Source organism: Lentzea sp. NPDC058436, from assembly GCF_042721515.1.
Classification (GTDB): Bacteria; Actinomycetota; Actinomycetes; order Mycobacteriales; family Pseudonocardiaceae; genus Lentzea.
Genome location: NZ_JBHXLF010000020.1, coordinates 104,303 through 118,334, shown reverse-complemented (window position 1 = coordinate 118,334; position 14,032 = coordinate 104,303). Strand labels below are relative to the sequence as shown.

Sequence of the window (14,032 nt, the reverse complement as noted above, 5' to 3'; positions counted from 1 at the left end):
GGTTTACGACAGTTTTCAGCCGGGATCTCCGCGGCGTTTCCGGTGAACGACCCAGCCGAAGTCGACGAGACAGACGACGGCGAGTAGCAAAAGCAGGATTCCCAGCCAGAGGAGATCAGCTCGCAGCGCCAGCCAGCCGGCCACCGAGTTGAAGACCAGTCCGAATCCCGCCAGCCACAACCGCAAGGTCAGGGCGCTGCGCGGTGGCGCGGGAGGTGGCAGGTAGTCGCTCACCTCATCCGGTTTCCCGCAGCAACGGGGCCTCAACCCGCCTCAGCAGGCGCGGCGGTTTCGTCACGTAAGGGCGAACCAGGCGGACAACGGCCAGGCCAGGGGCTATGAGCGGGACGACGGCGGTCAGCACGGCGGCGGTGATGCCCGCGCGCATAACGTCCTTGGGCATGACGGCGACGCGGTCGACGACGAACGCGCGCCGGCCCGTGATCGACACGGCCGCGAGCACGAGCAGGAAGACGACCATGCTCAGCATCGCCCGCTGCACCGCGTGCTCGTACCCGGCCGCCTCCCCCGCGACCAGGACCGCGAACCACCCGGCGAGAGCGGGCAGCTGACCCTGTTCGGTGGTGGCCGCCCAGCTCAGACCGCCCAGTGTCGCGAGCCACACGAGGACGTCCGCGCGCTCCTGAGCCCATAGGGATGCCGAATCGAGTGGAATGCCGGTCCACGCCAGCAGACCGAGCGGACTGAGGGGATCGGCGGCGAGTTGGCCGAGCACCCAGGCGAGTGTCCACGCGGACAGGAGCACCGCGACGACGAGTTGCCACCGGGGCCGGCGCACCACACAGCGGGCGAGCCGGACGATCTCCGCACGCGTCATACCCCCACCTTGCCGTTCTCCGGTGGTTTGCGGAGAAACGTCACCCCAACGCTCACTCCGACGGCCCCCGACCGGGAGCGTTCATCACGCAGCGCAATCCACGATCGAGCTACTGGAGCCTTCTTAGACTTGAGGACATGAGCATCGATCGGCTTCTGCGTCTGCCCAGCTACCTGATGCTCGGGCTGGTGCGCGAGGCCCGGCGGATCGGGCGCGCGGGCCTGCGCGGGCCCCACCTGACGGTGCTCGCGTACCTGTCCGAGCAGGAGGCGGTGGCGCAGAAGCGGATCAGCGACCGGGTGCGGATGGATCCGAGCGACCTCGTGTCGGTGCTCGACGACCTCGAAGGGTTCGGGTTCGCCCAGCGCAGGCGGGACGAGAAGGACCGGCGGCGGTTCACCGTGTCGATCACCGGTGAAGGCAGGCAGGCGCTGGACGACCGGCTGGAGGCGGCTGCGGCGCACGAGGAGGAGCTGCTGGCACCGTTGACGCCGCACGAGCGCGATACGTTGGCCACACTGCTGCGGAAGGCGTACCTGCACCACGCTGATATGCGTGTAGATTAGACAGTCTGCGCTAAGCGACCCGGCGCAGGCAGGACGGTGCTACACGGATTTAATTCCGAAGTCGCATCGTATCGAGAAATGAGGCAAGTTGTCAAGCCCCTCCGATGACCTCCGGCTCGCCGAAATGGAGCCGGAGCAGGAATACGTGGCCATGTTGTACGGCCGGCTCGACGACCTCCGTGAACAGACGTCGAAACGACTCGCACAATCGTTGCGACAAACCGGCGGCACGCACCAGATGCGGTCCGAGCGCGACACGTCCGTCGCGATGTACACAGATCAATTGGCCCAGTACAGCGCTGTCGAGAACGGACTCGCGTTCGGCCGGCTCGATTTCCACAACGAAGACCGCTTCTACATCGGCCGAATCGGTCTGTTCGACGAGGACAAGGAATACGAGCCGCTGCTGATGGACTGGCGTGCGCCCGCCGCCAGGCCGTTCTACCTCGCGACCGCCGCCTCCCCCGACGGCGTGCGCAGGCGCAGGCACCTGCGCACCCGCTCGCGCAAGGTGATCGGCCTCGACGACGAGGTGCTCGACATCAACTCGGTCGACCGCTCGGCCAAGGACAGCCTGACCGGCGAGGCGACGCTGCTGGCGGCGTTGAACGAGTCGCGCACCGGCCAGATGAGCGACATCGTCGCGACGATCCAGGCCGAGCAGGACAAGATCATCCGGTCCGAGCTCAACGGCGTCGTCGTCGTGCAGGGCGGACCGGGCACCGGCAAGACCGCCGTAGCGCTGCACCGAGCCGCATACCTGTTGTATACACACCGTCGACAGCTGGCGAAACGCGGTGTTCTGGTCGTCGGACCGAACACGACGTTCCTGCGCTACATCAGCCAGGTCCTCCCGTCCCTCGGTGAGACGGGCGTCCTGCTCTCCACGGTCGGCGAGCTGTACCCGGGACTGACCGCCGTCGGCCGCGAGTCGCCGGAGGCCGCGGCCGTGAAGGGCCGCCTCCAGATGGCCGACGTGATCGCCGCGGCCGTGCGCGACCGCCAGGAGGCACCGCCGTCCGTCGAGGTCCGCTTCGACAACGACGTGCTGCGCCTGGACCGCCGCGCGATCTCCGACGCGCGAGGCAGGGCGCGCCGCACCCGCCGCCCGCACAACGAGGCCCGCCGCACGTTCGCGCGCGAGATCATCTCGTCCCTGTCCGGCATGGTCGCGTCGAGGCTGGGCAACCACCTGCTCGACAAGGCGGACATGGACGACATCCGCCGCGAGCTGCGCGAGTCCGAGGAGGTGCAGGCCGCGATCTCGTCGCTGTGGCCGGTGCTCACCCCGTTCTCGCTGCTCTCGGAGCTCTACGCGAACCCGAAGCGCCGCAACCGCGCGATGACGAAGTTCACCCGCGAGGAACGCGACCTGCTCCAGCGCACCGGCGACGACTGGACCCCGGCCGACGTCCCGTTGCTGGACGAGGCCGCCGAACTGCTCGGCGAGGACGACACCGAGGCCAAGGCCCGCGCCGACCGCCAGCGCCGCCAGGCGGTCGAGTACGCGCAGGGAGTCCTCGACATCCTCGACCTGGACGACGACGCGGACCCGGACATCCTGATGGCCTCGGACCTGGTCGACGCGTACCGCCTGGCCGAACGCCACGGCGTCGACCACTACGAGACCGCCGCGGAACGTGCCGCGGCCGACCGCACCTGGACGTTCGGCCACATCATCGTGGACGAGGCCCAGGAACTCTCGGCCATGGCCTGGCGCACGCTGATGCGCCGCTGCCCCAGCAAGTCCATGACGGTCGTGGGCGACATCGCGCAGACCGGCGACATCGGCGGCGCCACCTCGTGGGGCGCCGTCCTGTCGCCGTACGTGCAGAACCGTTGGCGCCTCACGGAACTGACGGTCAACTACCGCACGCCGGCCGAGATCATGGAGGTGGCCGCGGACGTGCTCGCCTCGGTCGACCCCGCCCTGGTGCCACCGACCTCCGTCCGCGAAACCGGCGTGGCACCTTGGGTTTCGTCCGTGCCGTCGCTCGTCTCCGAGGTACCTGACCTGGTTGCGCGTGAGGTCACGGCCGTCGGCGACGGCAAGATCGCGGTGATCGTGCCGGCCGCGCTGCTGCCGTCCGTCGGCGCGGCGATCGCTTCCGCCGTACCGAGTTCGTCCGTGGGCAACGAGCTGGAGGAGGCCCAGGTCGTGGTGCTCGGCGTGACGGACGCCAAGGGCCTGGAGTTCGACTCGGTGGTCGTCGTGGATCCTTCGGGCATCCTGTCCGAGTCGCCTCGGGGAGCGTCGGACCTCTACGTGGCGCTGACCCGTGCCACGCAACGACTCGGCGTCGTGCACACCGGTGCGCTGCCCGATGTGCTGTCCCGGCTGAAGGACGTTTCTTAACGAACGGGAGACCCGGATGGCCAGCATCGAGTCGGCGGTCATCCGGGTCGTCGTCGAGGTGAGCGACCAACTCTCGTCCCGCCTCACCGAGCAACTCCCCCGGCCGGCGGCCACGAGCGCGGCGACCACCGACCTCTTCACCGACCTGAGCCGCCCGGACGTCGAGGCGCTAGGGGCCTACCTCGACTCCCCCGACTTCGCGACGGTCGTGGCGCAGAAGCGCATCGGCAACATGGCGGGCAAAGCCGCCAAGGACCAGCTGCGCGAAGGCCTCAGGCTGGCCGGCATGTCCGACGACCCGCTGTCCCGCGTCACCGCCATCGTGCACGACGTGATGATCGCGGCCTGCGACGAGGTCGAACCGCACTTCGCCCGCACCAGCGGAAGGATCGACCGCCGCGACCTCTACACCGCGGCCACGAACAACAGCGTCCTTCTCAAGCGCCTCAGGTCGTCCGCCCGCATCCACGCCTTCGCCGCGCGCATGCGCGAGCAGGTGGCCGCGCTGCACAGCCGCATCCGCATGCCACACATCGGTGTCAGCCGCTCGGTCCGCTACGACCAGCTCTACGTCGAGCCCGCACTCGCCTCGAAGTCGGACTTCCGGATCGGCGCACCGGGCGAACGCGTGCTGGTGCAGGGCGACCCCGGCGCCGGCAAGTCGACGCTGGCCGCGAAGTTCGCCCACGACGTCGCAGTCGACGGCTCCGGCCGGGTGCCGTTCCTGCTGGTGCTGCGCGAGTTCACCACCTCGTTCGGCGAAGGCGGCCGCGACCTACCGCACTACCTGGAGAAGGTGTGCCAGGCGCCGTACAACGTCAAGCCGCCCCAGGACGCCGTCGAGTACCTGCTGCGCACCGGCCGCGCGGTCGTGATCCTCGACGGCCTCGACGAACTGGTGCAGACGGAACTGCGACGCCGGGTCGTGTCGCTGGTGGAGGGGTTCGCGCACCTCTACCCGTTGGTGCCGATCCTGGTCACGGCCCGCAAGATCGGCTACGAGGACGCGCCCCTGAGCACCGACCTGTTCGTGTCCAGCCAGATCGCGGAGTTCGACGACCACCAGGTGGCCGCCTACGTGTCGCGGTGGTTCAAGCTCGACGAGGCCACCTCGCCCGCCGAACAGGACCAGCTGATCAGCTCGTTCCTGGAGGACAGCACGCAGATCTCGGAGCTGCGCGGCAACGCGTTGCTGCTGACGTTGTTGTGCGCCATGTACTCCAGCGACCGCTACCTGCCGCACAACCTCGCGCAGGTCTACGAGCGGTGCGCGCTGATGCTGTTCGAGCAGTGGGACTCGAAGCGCGGCATCGACCTGCCGCTCAAGTTCCACGGACGCCTGCGCGGCGCGGTGCAGCACCTCGCGTGGAACGTGTTCAGCGCAACGGAGTCCGGCAAGCCGCAGACCCGCACCAAGGTCGTCAACACCCTCGCGGCGTACCTGGACAAGAAGCTCGACGACCACGACGAGTCCGTGGCGATGGCCGAAGAGTTCCTCGCGCACTGCACAGGCCGGGCCTGGATCCTCGCCGACGTCGGCGCGACCGAGTCCGAACCGCAGTTCGGCTTCACCCACCGGACCTTTCTGGAGTACTTCGCCGCCGAGTACCTGGTGCGCACACATCGCACGGCCGAGGCGCTGTGGGCGGTCCTCAAGCCGAACGTCGAGCAGTGGGACGTCGTGGCGCAGATCGTGTTGCAGCTCTACGAACGCAATGTCGAGGGTGGTGCCGACGAGTTGCTGGCCGAGGCTCTTTCCCGTGGTGGACTGGGGTTCGCCGCCCGTGCGTTGCACCACGTGGCTCCCAGCGATCGGCTCGTACGATCGATCACCATCGCGGCGTTGGAACAGTTCGTCCTGGTTCCGCCCGGCATTCGAACCACCACGCGAGTCGACACGGCGATGATGGACGCACCACTACAGGACTGCGTACACGCTTCTTCCCGCCTGAACAGACAGGTGATCGAGCGAACGCTGATCGACCACCTCGGATCGCTGATAGCGCAAGGCGAGCTCGGCACCACCCTCGTGATCAACGCCCTGCACGACAGGCATGAGTTCCGCCGGGACCTGTTGCTGCGTCATCAACATGAGCTGCGAGAACTCCAGGTGTCAGCACCATGGGCGTGCTGGGCCGTTGCTGAACCGGAGTCGCTGAAGACGATCCTCTGCCGCACGGGTGTCGCTGCCCTCTACGCGGAATGCAATGTCGGCAGCTCGACGTACCTCCCCGTGGCCTTCCTGCTCCTCGAACGTGAGGTGCTCCCCTTCTCCCTCGCTGAGGCGGACTCGATCGCGACGATGATGACCACCCTGCCGTCACCGTGGACGGACACACCGGCTCATTCGAGGCACTTTCACCACGGCGACAGTCTCCGGATGATGCTGTGCCTGCCCTACCTGGAGACGTTCGAACACAGGGCACAACCTGCCCATTGGCACGACACCGACGGGATCATCGAACCCGTGCGGGAATTCTTGCTTCGCTGGGAGCGCGGCGAGATCAGCGTGCTAGCGCAAGACCAATAGCCGCCGCGCCGACGCCGAGCACCACGCTGACGAGCACGTTCAGCAACGCCGACCGGTACTTCTCCGCCTCCAGCAGCTTCACCGTCTCGTAGCTGAACGTCGAATAAGTCGTGAGCCCACCGCAAAACCCAACCCCGAGCAACGGCATCCACGACGTCCCCACAACAAACCCGATCAACAAACACCCGACGACGTTCACCACCAACGTGCCGAACGGGAAGTCCACCGAGTGCCGCGCCTGCACGAACCGGTCCAGCAGATACCGGCAGGGAGCCCCCAAAGCGGCACCGAAGAACACGACGAGAACGGTCACCGGGTCACCCGCAACCCGAGAAACGCCGCCAGCACAGCACAAACCGGCGTGACCAACAGCGCCCAGGACCACGAGGCCGCGTACGACGAGAAAGTCGTGAACCCGCCCAGCACCCCGACCCCGAAGAACGCGCGCACCAACGGCCGGGGCACCGTCCCCATCAGCACGCCGATGAGGAACGACCCCAGCACGTTGATCAGGAACAGCCCCCAGGCCCCCGGCACCAAAAGCGAAAGCCCGTACCGCGCCACGCCCCCGAGCCCGCCGCCCAGCGACACGAGAGCGACGAACCGCAGACCAGGATCAGGCTGAGGGTTCGGCAAGGTGCTCCACCAGGTGGTCCAAAGCCTTCAACGCGCGCACGACGTCCTCCCGTTCGGAGGACTCCAGCTTGCCCAACGCGGCGCCGATCCGCTTCTCGTGTTCGCGCTGCCACACGAGGAGCTGTTCGTGTCCACGGGGTGAGACGGATAGTCGCGCTACCCGCCTGTCCTTGGGGTCTCCGCCGCGCACGACGAGGCCCGAGTCGATCAGTTGGGACACCAGTCCGGACACCGTGTTGGGGGCGAGCCTCAGGGCCGCGGCGAGGTCGCCGACCTTCATCGGCGGGCGTTCCGCGAGGGTCTGCAGGAGCTCTACCTGCGCCATCGGCAGGGATTCCCACGGCCAGTCGGCCCGGATGCTCGTCCGCAGCGCCCGGCGCAGGCGGGTGACGACGTCGGTGAGCGTGCGGGCTTCGTCTGACATGCGGAAATGATACTGAACGACCACTAATGGCTCTGTGTCAGATATAATCGGCCTACGATGAACTGGTTCGTCACGGAGTCGCCCCGGCCGGCGTGGATCGCACGCCGGACGTACGCGCCTTGGCTGGTCATCGCGACGGTCTGCTTCGGGGCGTTCATGGGGCAGCTCGACGCCTCGATCGTCACGCTGGCGTTCCCCGCGATGAGCGCGCACTTCCAGGCCGACCCCGAGTGGATCTCGCTCAGCTACCTGATCACGCTCGTGGCGCTGCTCGTCCCAATGGGCAGGATCGCGGACCGGGTCGGCCGCAAGATCGTCTACATCTACGGCTTCGCGTTGTTCACCGGAGCATCCGTAGCGTGCGTGTACGCGCCGGGGTTCGATGCGCTCATCGCGGCCCGCGTGGCGCAGGCCGTGGGGGCGGCGATGTTGCAGGCGAACAGCGTCGCGCTGGTCACCACGGCGGTGGCGCCCTGCCAGCGGCGCAAGGCGCTCGGCATCCAGGCCGCGGCGCAGGCGGCGGGGCTCGCGGCCGGGCCGTTGCTCGGCGGGTACCTCACCGAGAACTTCGGATGGCAGGCCGTGTTCGCGATCAACGTTCCGATCGGCGTCGTGGCCATGGTCGCCGGGCACTACCTGCTCCCCCGCACGAAGACCAGCAGGGACAAGGGAAAGCCGAGCTGGAAGGTCGTGCCGGGGCTCGTGGGCGTGCTGCTCACGTACGCCGCGTTGTTCGCGCCGATGACGCTGCTGCCGTTCACCATGAGACAACCCTTGGCACAGATAGGACTCACGGTCGCCGCGCTGCCGCTCGGGTTCGCGATCGCGGCGACGTTGCTGAGCAGGCCCGGCATCACCACGGGCGCGCTGATCTCGGCTACCGCGCTGATCATGCCTGTGCCACAGGTGGTTCAGCTCGTCGTCGCGGGCATCGGGCTCGGGATCATCGCGCCCGCCTGCACGAAACGCGTGATGGGCGCGTTGCCGGAGGGGGCGGCCGGGGTCGGGAGTGGACTGGTGAACGTCGCGCGTGGGCTCGGGACGGCACTGGGCGTCGCGGTGGCGACGCTGTTGATTCACACTTTCCAGTGATAGCAGCGGTTTCACTGCTCCGAATGGGCTCATGCACTGCCGCGCGCGCAACGCGTCTCAGTAGCCTGATCACATGTCTGAACGGGTGAGCTGGGTTCCGGAAGGCGTCGACACGGGCATGCCGAGTGCCGCGCGCCTCTACGACTACCTGCTCGGGGGAGGACACAACTTCGCGGCCGACCGCGCGCTGGCGGACAAGTTCCTGAAGGCGCAGCCGAACGCGCGCTCGATCGCGCGGCTGAACAGGGCGTTCCTGCGCCGGTCCGTGCTGTTCATGATCGAGCGCGGCATCCGGCAGTTCCTCGACCTGGGCTCGGGCATCCCGACGGTCGGCAACGTGCACGAGATCGCGCAGAAGGCCGACCCGGAGGCGCACGTCGTGTACGTGGACTTCGAGGAGGTCGCGGTCGCGCACAGCCAGCTCATCCTGGAGCAGGACCCGCGCGCGACGATCATCCAGGAGGACATGACCAGGCCCGCCGAGGTGCTGGAGGCGGCCCGGCACAGCGGCCTGATCGACTTCACGCAACCGGTCGGCGTGCTCACGGCCGGCGTCTTCCACTTCGTGCCGCCGCAGGCCGACCCGAACGCGATCGTGGCGGCGTACCGCGACGCCGTGCCCGCGGGCAGCTACCTCGCGGTCTCGCAGTTCACCCAGGACCTGCAGCCCGAGGAGATGGCCGGGGTCGTCGAGGTCATGAAGAAGAGCCAGAACCCGATGTACCCGCGCACGAGGAGCGAGATCGAGGCGCTCTTCGACGGGTTCGAACTGGAGGAGCCCGGCATCGTGCCGACGCCGCTGTGGCGGCCCGAAGGCGCGAACATCGACGACCCGGACAAAGCGGGCATCTACGCCGCGGTCGGCCGCAAGGTGTAGCGCGGCCTGTCGTTATTGGCCGCGCGGCGGTGAATCCGTACGCTCTGTGAACAGGATGGAACTTCCGGAGCTCGCCGCCCGCTGGATGAACGCGTTGACGTCGACCGCGTACATCCCGCTTTCCCACGCCGAAATCGAGCAGTCACTGCTCGACTCGCTGCGCGATCTGCCGGAGTCACCCGAATCGGTCGCCTATCGATTGGTGTCACTGCACGCGACCGGACCCGACTCGTTGCGTGCCACGATCGAGGTCCTTTCGCCCACGTTCGAACTACCTCTGCTGGCCAGGCTCAGCTCCGCGTACGCGCAGGCCATGCGGACGGACGCGTTCGACCAGCAGGAGCAGATCAAGGTCGCGATCGTGCGCGCGAAGCAGCGGGTCGAGCGCACGCTCAAGGTCAGCCAGGCCCGGTTCCAGGAGGTGTTCGACTCCGCCGCGCTCGGCATCGCGATCACCGACCTGGAGGGCCGGTGCGTCGAGGCGAACGACAAGCTCGCCGAGATCGTGGGGCTCGACTCCGGCTCCGACCTCACCGACCGCGACCTGCGCGACTTCTACCACCCCGAGGACCTGGCCGCCCTCGGCTCCTCGTACCGCAAGGTCAGCGAGGGGCACCTCGACAGGTTCCGCGACCAGCGCAAGCTCATCCGCGCGGACGGCGAGCCCGTGTGGGTTCAGCTCGTCGTCTCGGTCCTGCGCGACGCGGACGGCCGCCCGACGCACCACGTGACGATGGTCGACGACATCAGCGAGCTGCACCTGTTGCAACGCAGCCTCGACCACCAGTTGCTGCACGACTCGCTGACCGGCCTGTCGAACCGCCAGCACTTCGTCTCCCAGGTTGAACGGCAGCTCGACGGCACCCCGATCACTCTGTACCACCTGGGGCTGGACGCGTTCTCGGTCGTCAACAACGGCCTGGGCCACGAGACGGGCGACAAGCTCCTCAAGATCGTCGCGGCACGTCTGGGCAAGCTCGCCGCCGAGAAGAACGCCGTGGTGGCGCGGATCGGCGGCGACGAGTTCGCGTTGATCACGGTCGGCGACAACGTCACGTCCACCGTCGAGGAGATCCAGGAGACCCTCGCCGAACCGACCTTCGTGGACGACCACGGCATCGCGCTGTCGGCCAGCATCGGCGTGGTGGACCGGCCTCCGGCGTTCGCGACCGCCGCCGAACTGATGCGCTGCGCCAACGCCGCCCTGCGCCAGGCGAAAGCGCGCGGCAAGCGGCAGTGGGCGTTGCACGACCCGCACGACGACGCCCGCCGCCGCGGCAAGTACGCGCTGGCCGCGTCCATGCCGGGCGCGTGGGAGCACGGTGAGATCGAGATCGTCTACGCGCCGGTGCACGACCTGGCGACCCGCGAGGTGCTCGGCGCCGTCGCCCGCCTGCACTGGGACGACCTGAGCCACAACGACACCATGGCGCTGGCGGACTCGACGGGCCTGTCGCTGCCGATCGGCAGGTGGTTGCTGCGCGAGGCGTGCGCTCAGGCCGCGAGATGGGTCGAGGAGTTCGGTGACGGGGCGCCCACGCTGCACATCGCGTTGGGCGCCTTGCAGTCCCGCGACGAGGACCTGGTCGCGGACGTCAAACGGGCCCTGGACGAAACGGGTCTGCCGCCGGAACGGCTGCGGATCGCACTCGACATCTCGTCGGTGCTCGCCGGCGACGACAACGCCCTGGTGCTGCACGACAGCGGCATCGTCGTGGCGCTGGACGGCTTCCGCGGCGGCCACGACGAGCTGGCCGTGCTGACCGAGGTGCCGGTCCGCTCGGTGATCACCCGCGCACCCGCGCCGAGCCCGGACTCTCCGCTGCACCAGGCGATGCGCGCCCTGATCACGACGGTGCACGGCCTCGGCGTGCGGTTCGCCGTCGACGAGGTGCACACCCTCACCGACGCCGGCCACTGGCGGCAGGCCGGCGCGGACGGCGGCATCGGCCTGCTGCCCGCCCTGACCGCCGCCGAGGTGACCGACCTGCTCGCTACAGCTGCTTCACCGCCGCCAGAAGCTTCGTGAGCGAGTCCTTCGCGTCCCCGAACAGCAGCGTCGTCTTCGGGTTGTAGAGCAGCTCGTTGTCCACGCCCGCGAACCCGGGCCGCATCGACCGCTTCATGAACACCACGGACTTCGCGCGGTCCACGTCGAAGATCGGCATGCCGTAGATAGGACTGGCGGGCTCGTCGCGTGCGCCGGGGTTCACCACGTCGTTGGCGCCGACCACCACGGCCACGTCGACCGACGTGATGCCGGGGTTGACGTCGTCGAGCTCCTTGAGCTGCTCGTACGGCACGTCGGCCTCGGCCAGCAACACGTTCATGTGCCCCGGCATCCGCCCCGCGACGGGGTGGATCCCGTACGCCACCGCCACTCCGCGCTTCTCCAGCGTCGACACCAGCTCCCGCACCGCGTGCTGCGCCTGCGCGACGGCAAGCCCGTACCCCGGCACGACGACCACGTTGTTCGCGTACCCCAGCAGGATCGCGACGTCCTCGACCGTGCCGGACTTGACCGTCCGCTGCTCTTCCCCTTGCGCGACAACGGCAGTCGCCTTGAACGCGCCGAACAGGATGTTCGCGAGCGACCGCCCCATCGCCTGCGCCATCAACCGCGTGAGGATGGTGCCGGACGCGCCGACGAGCGTGCCCGCGACGATCAGCAGCGTGTTCGCCAGCACGTACCCGGACGCCGCGACCGCGAGACCGGTGAACGCGTTGAGCAACGAGATCGCGATCGGCACGTCCGCACCGCCGACCGGCAGCACGAACAGGACGCCCAACGCGAGCCCGACCGCCGCCAGCAACCACAGCAGGAACCCGTTCGGCACCGCCATCGTCAACGCGCACAAGGCAACCGACGACACACCGGCCGCGATCGCCAGCTGCTGACCGGCCGGGAGGAGCACCGGACGGGTCGTCATGAGCTCCTGCAACTTGAGGAACGTGACCACCGAGCCGGAGAAGCTGACCGAACCGATCAGCACCGTCAGCACGGTCGCGAGCCGGAACATCACGGTCGTGTCCGGCACCGCGAAGAACTCCGCCAGCGCCACGAGTGCGGCGGCCGCGCCACCGACTCCGTTGAACAGCGCCACCATCTGCGGGATGGCCGTCATCTTCACCGACCGCGCGGCCGGGATGCCCACGGCCACACCGAGTGCGATGGCGATGAGGATCCACAGTCCGTTGTGGACGACACCGTGCAGGTACGCGGTGACTACGGCGACCAGCATGCCGAACGCGCCGATGAAGTTGCCGTAGCGCGCGTACTTGGGCGAGCTCAGGCCTTTCAGCGCCAGGACGAAGCACACCGACGCGACGAGGTACATCAGCTGGACCGTCATCGCTTGAACATCTCCAGCATCCGGTCCGTCACCACGAACCCGCCGACGACGTTGACCGTGGCCAGGAAGACCGCGAGCAACCCGAGAACCAGCTCCAGCGTGCTCTCCGCGGACCCGGTGATCAGGATCGCGCCGACCAGGATGACGCCGTGGATGGCGTTGGCGCCGGACATCAGGGGCGTGTGCAGGATCGTGGACACCTTCGAGACCACCTCGAAGCCCACGAACACGGCCAGCACGAAGATCGTCAGCAGATCGATCACGGTGACTCCTTGCGGATCTGACCGTCGTGGGTGAGGCAGCAGCCGTCGAGCACCTCGTCGGTGAGGTCCGGCGACACCGACCCGTCCGCGATCATCAGCTTGAGCAGGTTCAGGACGTTGCGCGAGTACAGCCGGCTCGCGTGCACCGGCATGGACGACGGCAGGTTCAGCGCGCCGTGCACCAGCACGTCGCCGACCCAGGTCTCCTGTCCCGCAACGGATCCGGCGTAGTTGCCGCCGGACTCCGCTGCCAGGTCGACCAGCACGGAGCCGGGTGTCATGGCCTTGAGCATGTCGGTGGTGACGAGCACCGGGGCCTTGCGGCCGGGGATGGCGGCCGTGGTGATCACGACGTCGGACGCGGCCACGTGCTCGCCGATGAGTTCTCGCTGGCGTTCCAGGAACTCCTCGGACTGCACGGACGCGTAGACGCCGGACTGGGTCTCCAGGTCGAGTTCGAGGAACTTCGCGCCCAGGCTGCGGACCTCCTCCCCCGCCGCCTTGCGCACGTCGTAGGCCTCGACGACGGCGCCCAGACGACGGGCGGTCGCGATGGCCTGCAGGCCCGCCACTCCGGCTCCCAGCACGAGCACCTTGGCCGGCGGCACGGTGCCGGCGGCGGTGGTGAACATCGGCAGGAAGCGCGGTAGTCGTTCGGCGGCGACGAGGACGGCCCGGTAGCCCGCCACCAGCGCCTGGGACGACAGGGCGTCCGCGGTCTGGGCACGGGTCACGCGGGGCAGCAGGTCGAAGCTGAACGACGTCACCCGGCGGTCGCGGTAGACCTCCAGCAGGTCCCGTTCGGCCTGGGGCTGCAGGAAGCTGATCGTGACGGCACCGGGTTTCAGCGCCGAGGCCTGGTCGATGGTCAACGGCTGCACGGACACGACGACATCGGATTCCGATGTCGGGTCCTCGGGCGTCACGGTCGCCCCGGCCGCTCGGTAGGCGGCGTCGAGGGCGTGGGCGTGGCGCCCAGCGCCTTCCTGTACGTGCACGGTCAGTCCAGCGTCGACCAGCGACGACACCGTTTCCGGTACGCAGGCGACTCGGCGCTCGGCGGGCCGCGACTCTGCGGGGGTTCCCACTTTCACCGT

14 protein-coding genes are annotated in these 14,032 nt (G+C 68.4%); 6 read left to right on the top strand and 8 right to left on the bottom strand.

What is annotated here, in order from left to right:
- Positions 1–15: 15 nt before the first annotated feature.
- Together ACFWN2_RS38750 and ACFWN2_RS38745 are read right to left on the bottom strand one after the other, a co-directional pair.
- The gene (locus ACFWN2_RS38750; RefSeq protein WP_236703275.1) at positions 16–234 is read right to left on the bottom strand and encodes a DUF6343 family protein; all 219 of its coding nucleotides are present in this window, start codon (positions 232–234) and stop codon (positions 16–18) included.
- A gap of 1 nt (position 235) precedes the next feature.
- On the bottom strand, positions 236–838 hold the full coding sequence (locus ACFWN2_RS38745) for a hypothetical protein (RefSeq protein ID WP_382435541.1): 603 nt from the start codon (positions 836–838) through the stop codon (positions 236–238).
- A gap of 137 nt (positions 839–975) precedes the next feature.
- Here ACFWN2_RS38745 and ACFWN2_RS38740 point away from each other — a divergent pair, with 137 nt between their 5' ends.
- The 3 genes from ACFWN2_RS38740 to ACFWN2_RS38730 all read left to right on the top strand — a co-directional run bounded on the left by ACFWN2_RS38740 (position 976) and on the right by ACFWN2_RS38730 (position 6,290).
- Positions 976–1,404, top strand: coding sequence for a MarR family transcriptional regulator (locus tag ACFWN2_RS38740; protein ID WP_382435540.1), 429 nt, complete (start codon positions 976–978; stop codon positions 1,402–1,404).
- Between the two features lie 124 nt (positions 1,405–1,528).
- Positions 1,529–3,760, top strand: coding sequence for a HelD family protein (locus tag ACFWN2_RS38735; protein ID WP_382435539.1), 2,232 nt, complete (start codon positions 1,529–1,531; stop codon positions 3,758–3,760).
- 16 nt (positions 3,761–3,776) lie between these two features.
- Entirely contained in the window at positions 3,777–6,290 is a 2,514-nt protein-coding gene (locus ACFWN2_RS38730) for an NACHT domain-containing protein (RefSeq protein WP_382435538.1), read from the top strand.
- Here the strand turns inward: ACFWN2_RS38730 and crcB are convergent.
- From crcB to ACFWN2_RS38715, 3 genes are read right to left on the bottom strand one after another with little or no spacing between them, the layout of a single operon-like run.
- Positions 6,265–6,603 carry a fluoride efflux transporter CrcB gene (gene crcB / locus ACFWN2_RS38725; RefSeq protein WP_382435537.1) on the bottom strand — a complete coding sequence of 113 codons (339 nt, stop codon included), beginning with the start codon at positions 6,601–6,603 and terminating at the stop codon, positions 6,265–6,267. The two genes, ACFWN2_RS38730 and crcB, sit on opposite strands and share 26 nt — an antisense overlap.
- Positions 6,600–6,926, bottom strand: coding sequence for a fluoride efflux transporter FluC (locus ACFWN2_RS38720; RefSeq protein WP_382435536.1), 327 nt, complete (start codon positions 6,924–6,926; stop codon positions 6,600–6,602). The genes crcB and ACFWN2_RS38720 overlap by 4 nt, the downstream gene beginning before the upstream one ends.
- Positions 6,907–7,350 carry a MarR family winged helix-turn-helix transcriptional regulator gene (locus tag ACFWN2_RS38715; protein WP_189159962.1) on the bottom strand — a complete coding sequence of 148 codons (444 nt, stop codon included), beginning with the start codon at positions 7,348–7,350 and terminating at the stop codon, positions 6,907–6,909. The genes ACFWN2_RS38720 and ACFWN2_RS38715 overlap by 20 nt, the downstream gene beginning before the upstream one ends.
- A 57-nt stretch (positions 7,351–7,407) precedes the next feature.
- Here ACFWN2_RS38715 and ACFWN2_RS38710 point away from each other — a divergent pair, with 57 nt between their 5' ends.
- The 3 genes from ACFWN2_RS38710 (at position 7,408) to ACFWN2_RS38700 (ending at position 11,348) form a co-directional block, all read left to right on the top strand.
- Entirely contained in the window at positions 7,408–8,442 is a 1,035-nt protein-coding gene (locus ACFWN2_RS38710) for an MFS transporter (RefSeq protein ID WP_382435535.1), read from the top strand.
- Between the two features lie 73 nt (positions 8,443–8,515).
- Complete coding sequence (locus ACFWN2_RS38705) at positions 8,516–9,319, top strand: SAM-dependent methyltransferase (RefSeq protein ID WP_382435534.1); 804 nt, start codon at positions 8,516–8,518, stop codon at positions 9,317–9,319.
- Between the two features lie 55 nt (positions 9,320–9,374).
- Complete coding sequence (locus tag ACFWN2_RS38700; protein WP_382435533.1) at positions 9,375–11,348, top strand: putative bifunctional diguanylate cyclase/phosphodiesterase; 1,974 nt, start codon at positions 9,375–9,377, stop codon at positions 11,346–11,348.
- Here the strand turns inward: ACFWN2_RS38700 and ACFWN2_RS38695 are convergent.
- The 3 genes from ACFWN2_RS38695 to ACFWN2_RS38685 are packed head-to-tail and all read right to left on the bottom strand — an operon-like array spanning position 11,314 to position 14,029.
- Positions 11,314–12,672: an NAD(P)(+) transhydrogenase (Re/Si-specific) subunit beta gene (locus ACFWN2_RS38695; RefSeq protein ID WP_382435532.1), complete on the bottom strand. Its 1,359-nt coding sequence runs from the start codon at positions 12,670–12,672 to the stop codon at positions 11,314–11,316. The genes ACFWN2_RS38700 and ACFWN2_RS38695 overlap by 35 nt on opposite strands.
- A complete protein-coding gene (locus ACFWN2_RS38690; protein ID WP_053737731.1) occupies positions 12,669–12,935 on the bottom strand; it encodes an NAD(P) transhydrogenase subunit alpha in 267 nt (88 codons plus the stop codon). Before ACFWN2_RS38690 ends, ACFWN2_RS38695 begins: the two co-directional genes overlap by 4 nt.
- Positions 12,932–14,029: an NAD(P) transhydrogenase subunit alpha gene (locus ACFWN2_RS38685; protein ID WP_382435531.1), complete on the bottom strand. Its 1,098-nt coding sequence runs from the start codon at positions 14,027–14,029 to the stop codon at positions 12,932–12,934. Before ACFWN2_RS38685 ends, ACFWN2_RS38690 begins: the two co-directional genes overlap by 4 nt.
- Positions 14,030–14,032 lie beyond the last annotated feature (3 nt).

What these genes read in the sequence shown, in the direction of transcription:
- ACFWN2_RS38745 (WP_382435541.1), bottom strand. Translation starts at nt 838, where the DNA reads ATGACGCGTGCGGAGATCGTCCGGCTCGCCCGCTGTGTGGTGCGCCGG.
- ACFWN2_RS38740 (WP_382435540.1), top strand. Translation starts at nt 976, where the DNA reads ATGAGCATCGATCGGCTTCTGCGTCTGCCCAGCTACCTGATGCTCGGG.
- ACFWN2_RS38735 (WP_382435539.1), top strand. Translation starts at nt 1,529, where the DNA reads ATGGAGCCGGAGCAGGAATACGTGGCCATGTTGTACGGCCGGCTCGAC.
- ACFWN2_RS38730 (WP_382435538.1), top strand. Translation starts at nt 3,777, where the DNA reads ATGGCCAGCATCGAGTCGGCGGTCATCCGGGTCGTCGTCGAGGTGAGC.
- ACFWN2_RS38715 (WP_189159962.1), bottom strand. Translation starts at nt 7,350, where the DNA reads ATGTCAGACGAAGCCCGCACGCTCACCGACGTCGTCACCCGCCTGCGC.
- ACFWN2_RS38710 (WP_382435535.1), top strand. Translation starts at nt 7,408, where the DNA reads ATGAACTGGTTCGTCACGGAGTCGCCCCGGCCGGCGTGGATCGCACGC.
- ACFWN2_RS38705 (WP_382435534.1), top strand. Translation starts at nt 8,516, where the DNA reads ATGTCTGAACGGGTGAGCTGGGTTCCGGAAGGCGTCGACACGGGCATG.
- ACFWN2_RS38700 (WP_382435533.1), top strand. Translation starts at nt 9,375, where the DNA reads ATGGAACTTCCGGAGCTCGCCGCCCGCTGGATGAACGCGTTGACGTCG.
- ACFWN2_RS38695 (WP_382435532.1), bottom strand. Translation starts at nt 12,672, where the DNA reads ATGACGGTCCAGCTGATGTACCTCGTCGCGTCGGTGTGCTTCGTCCTG.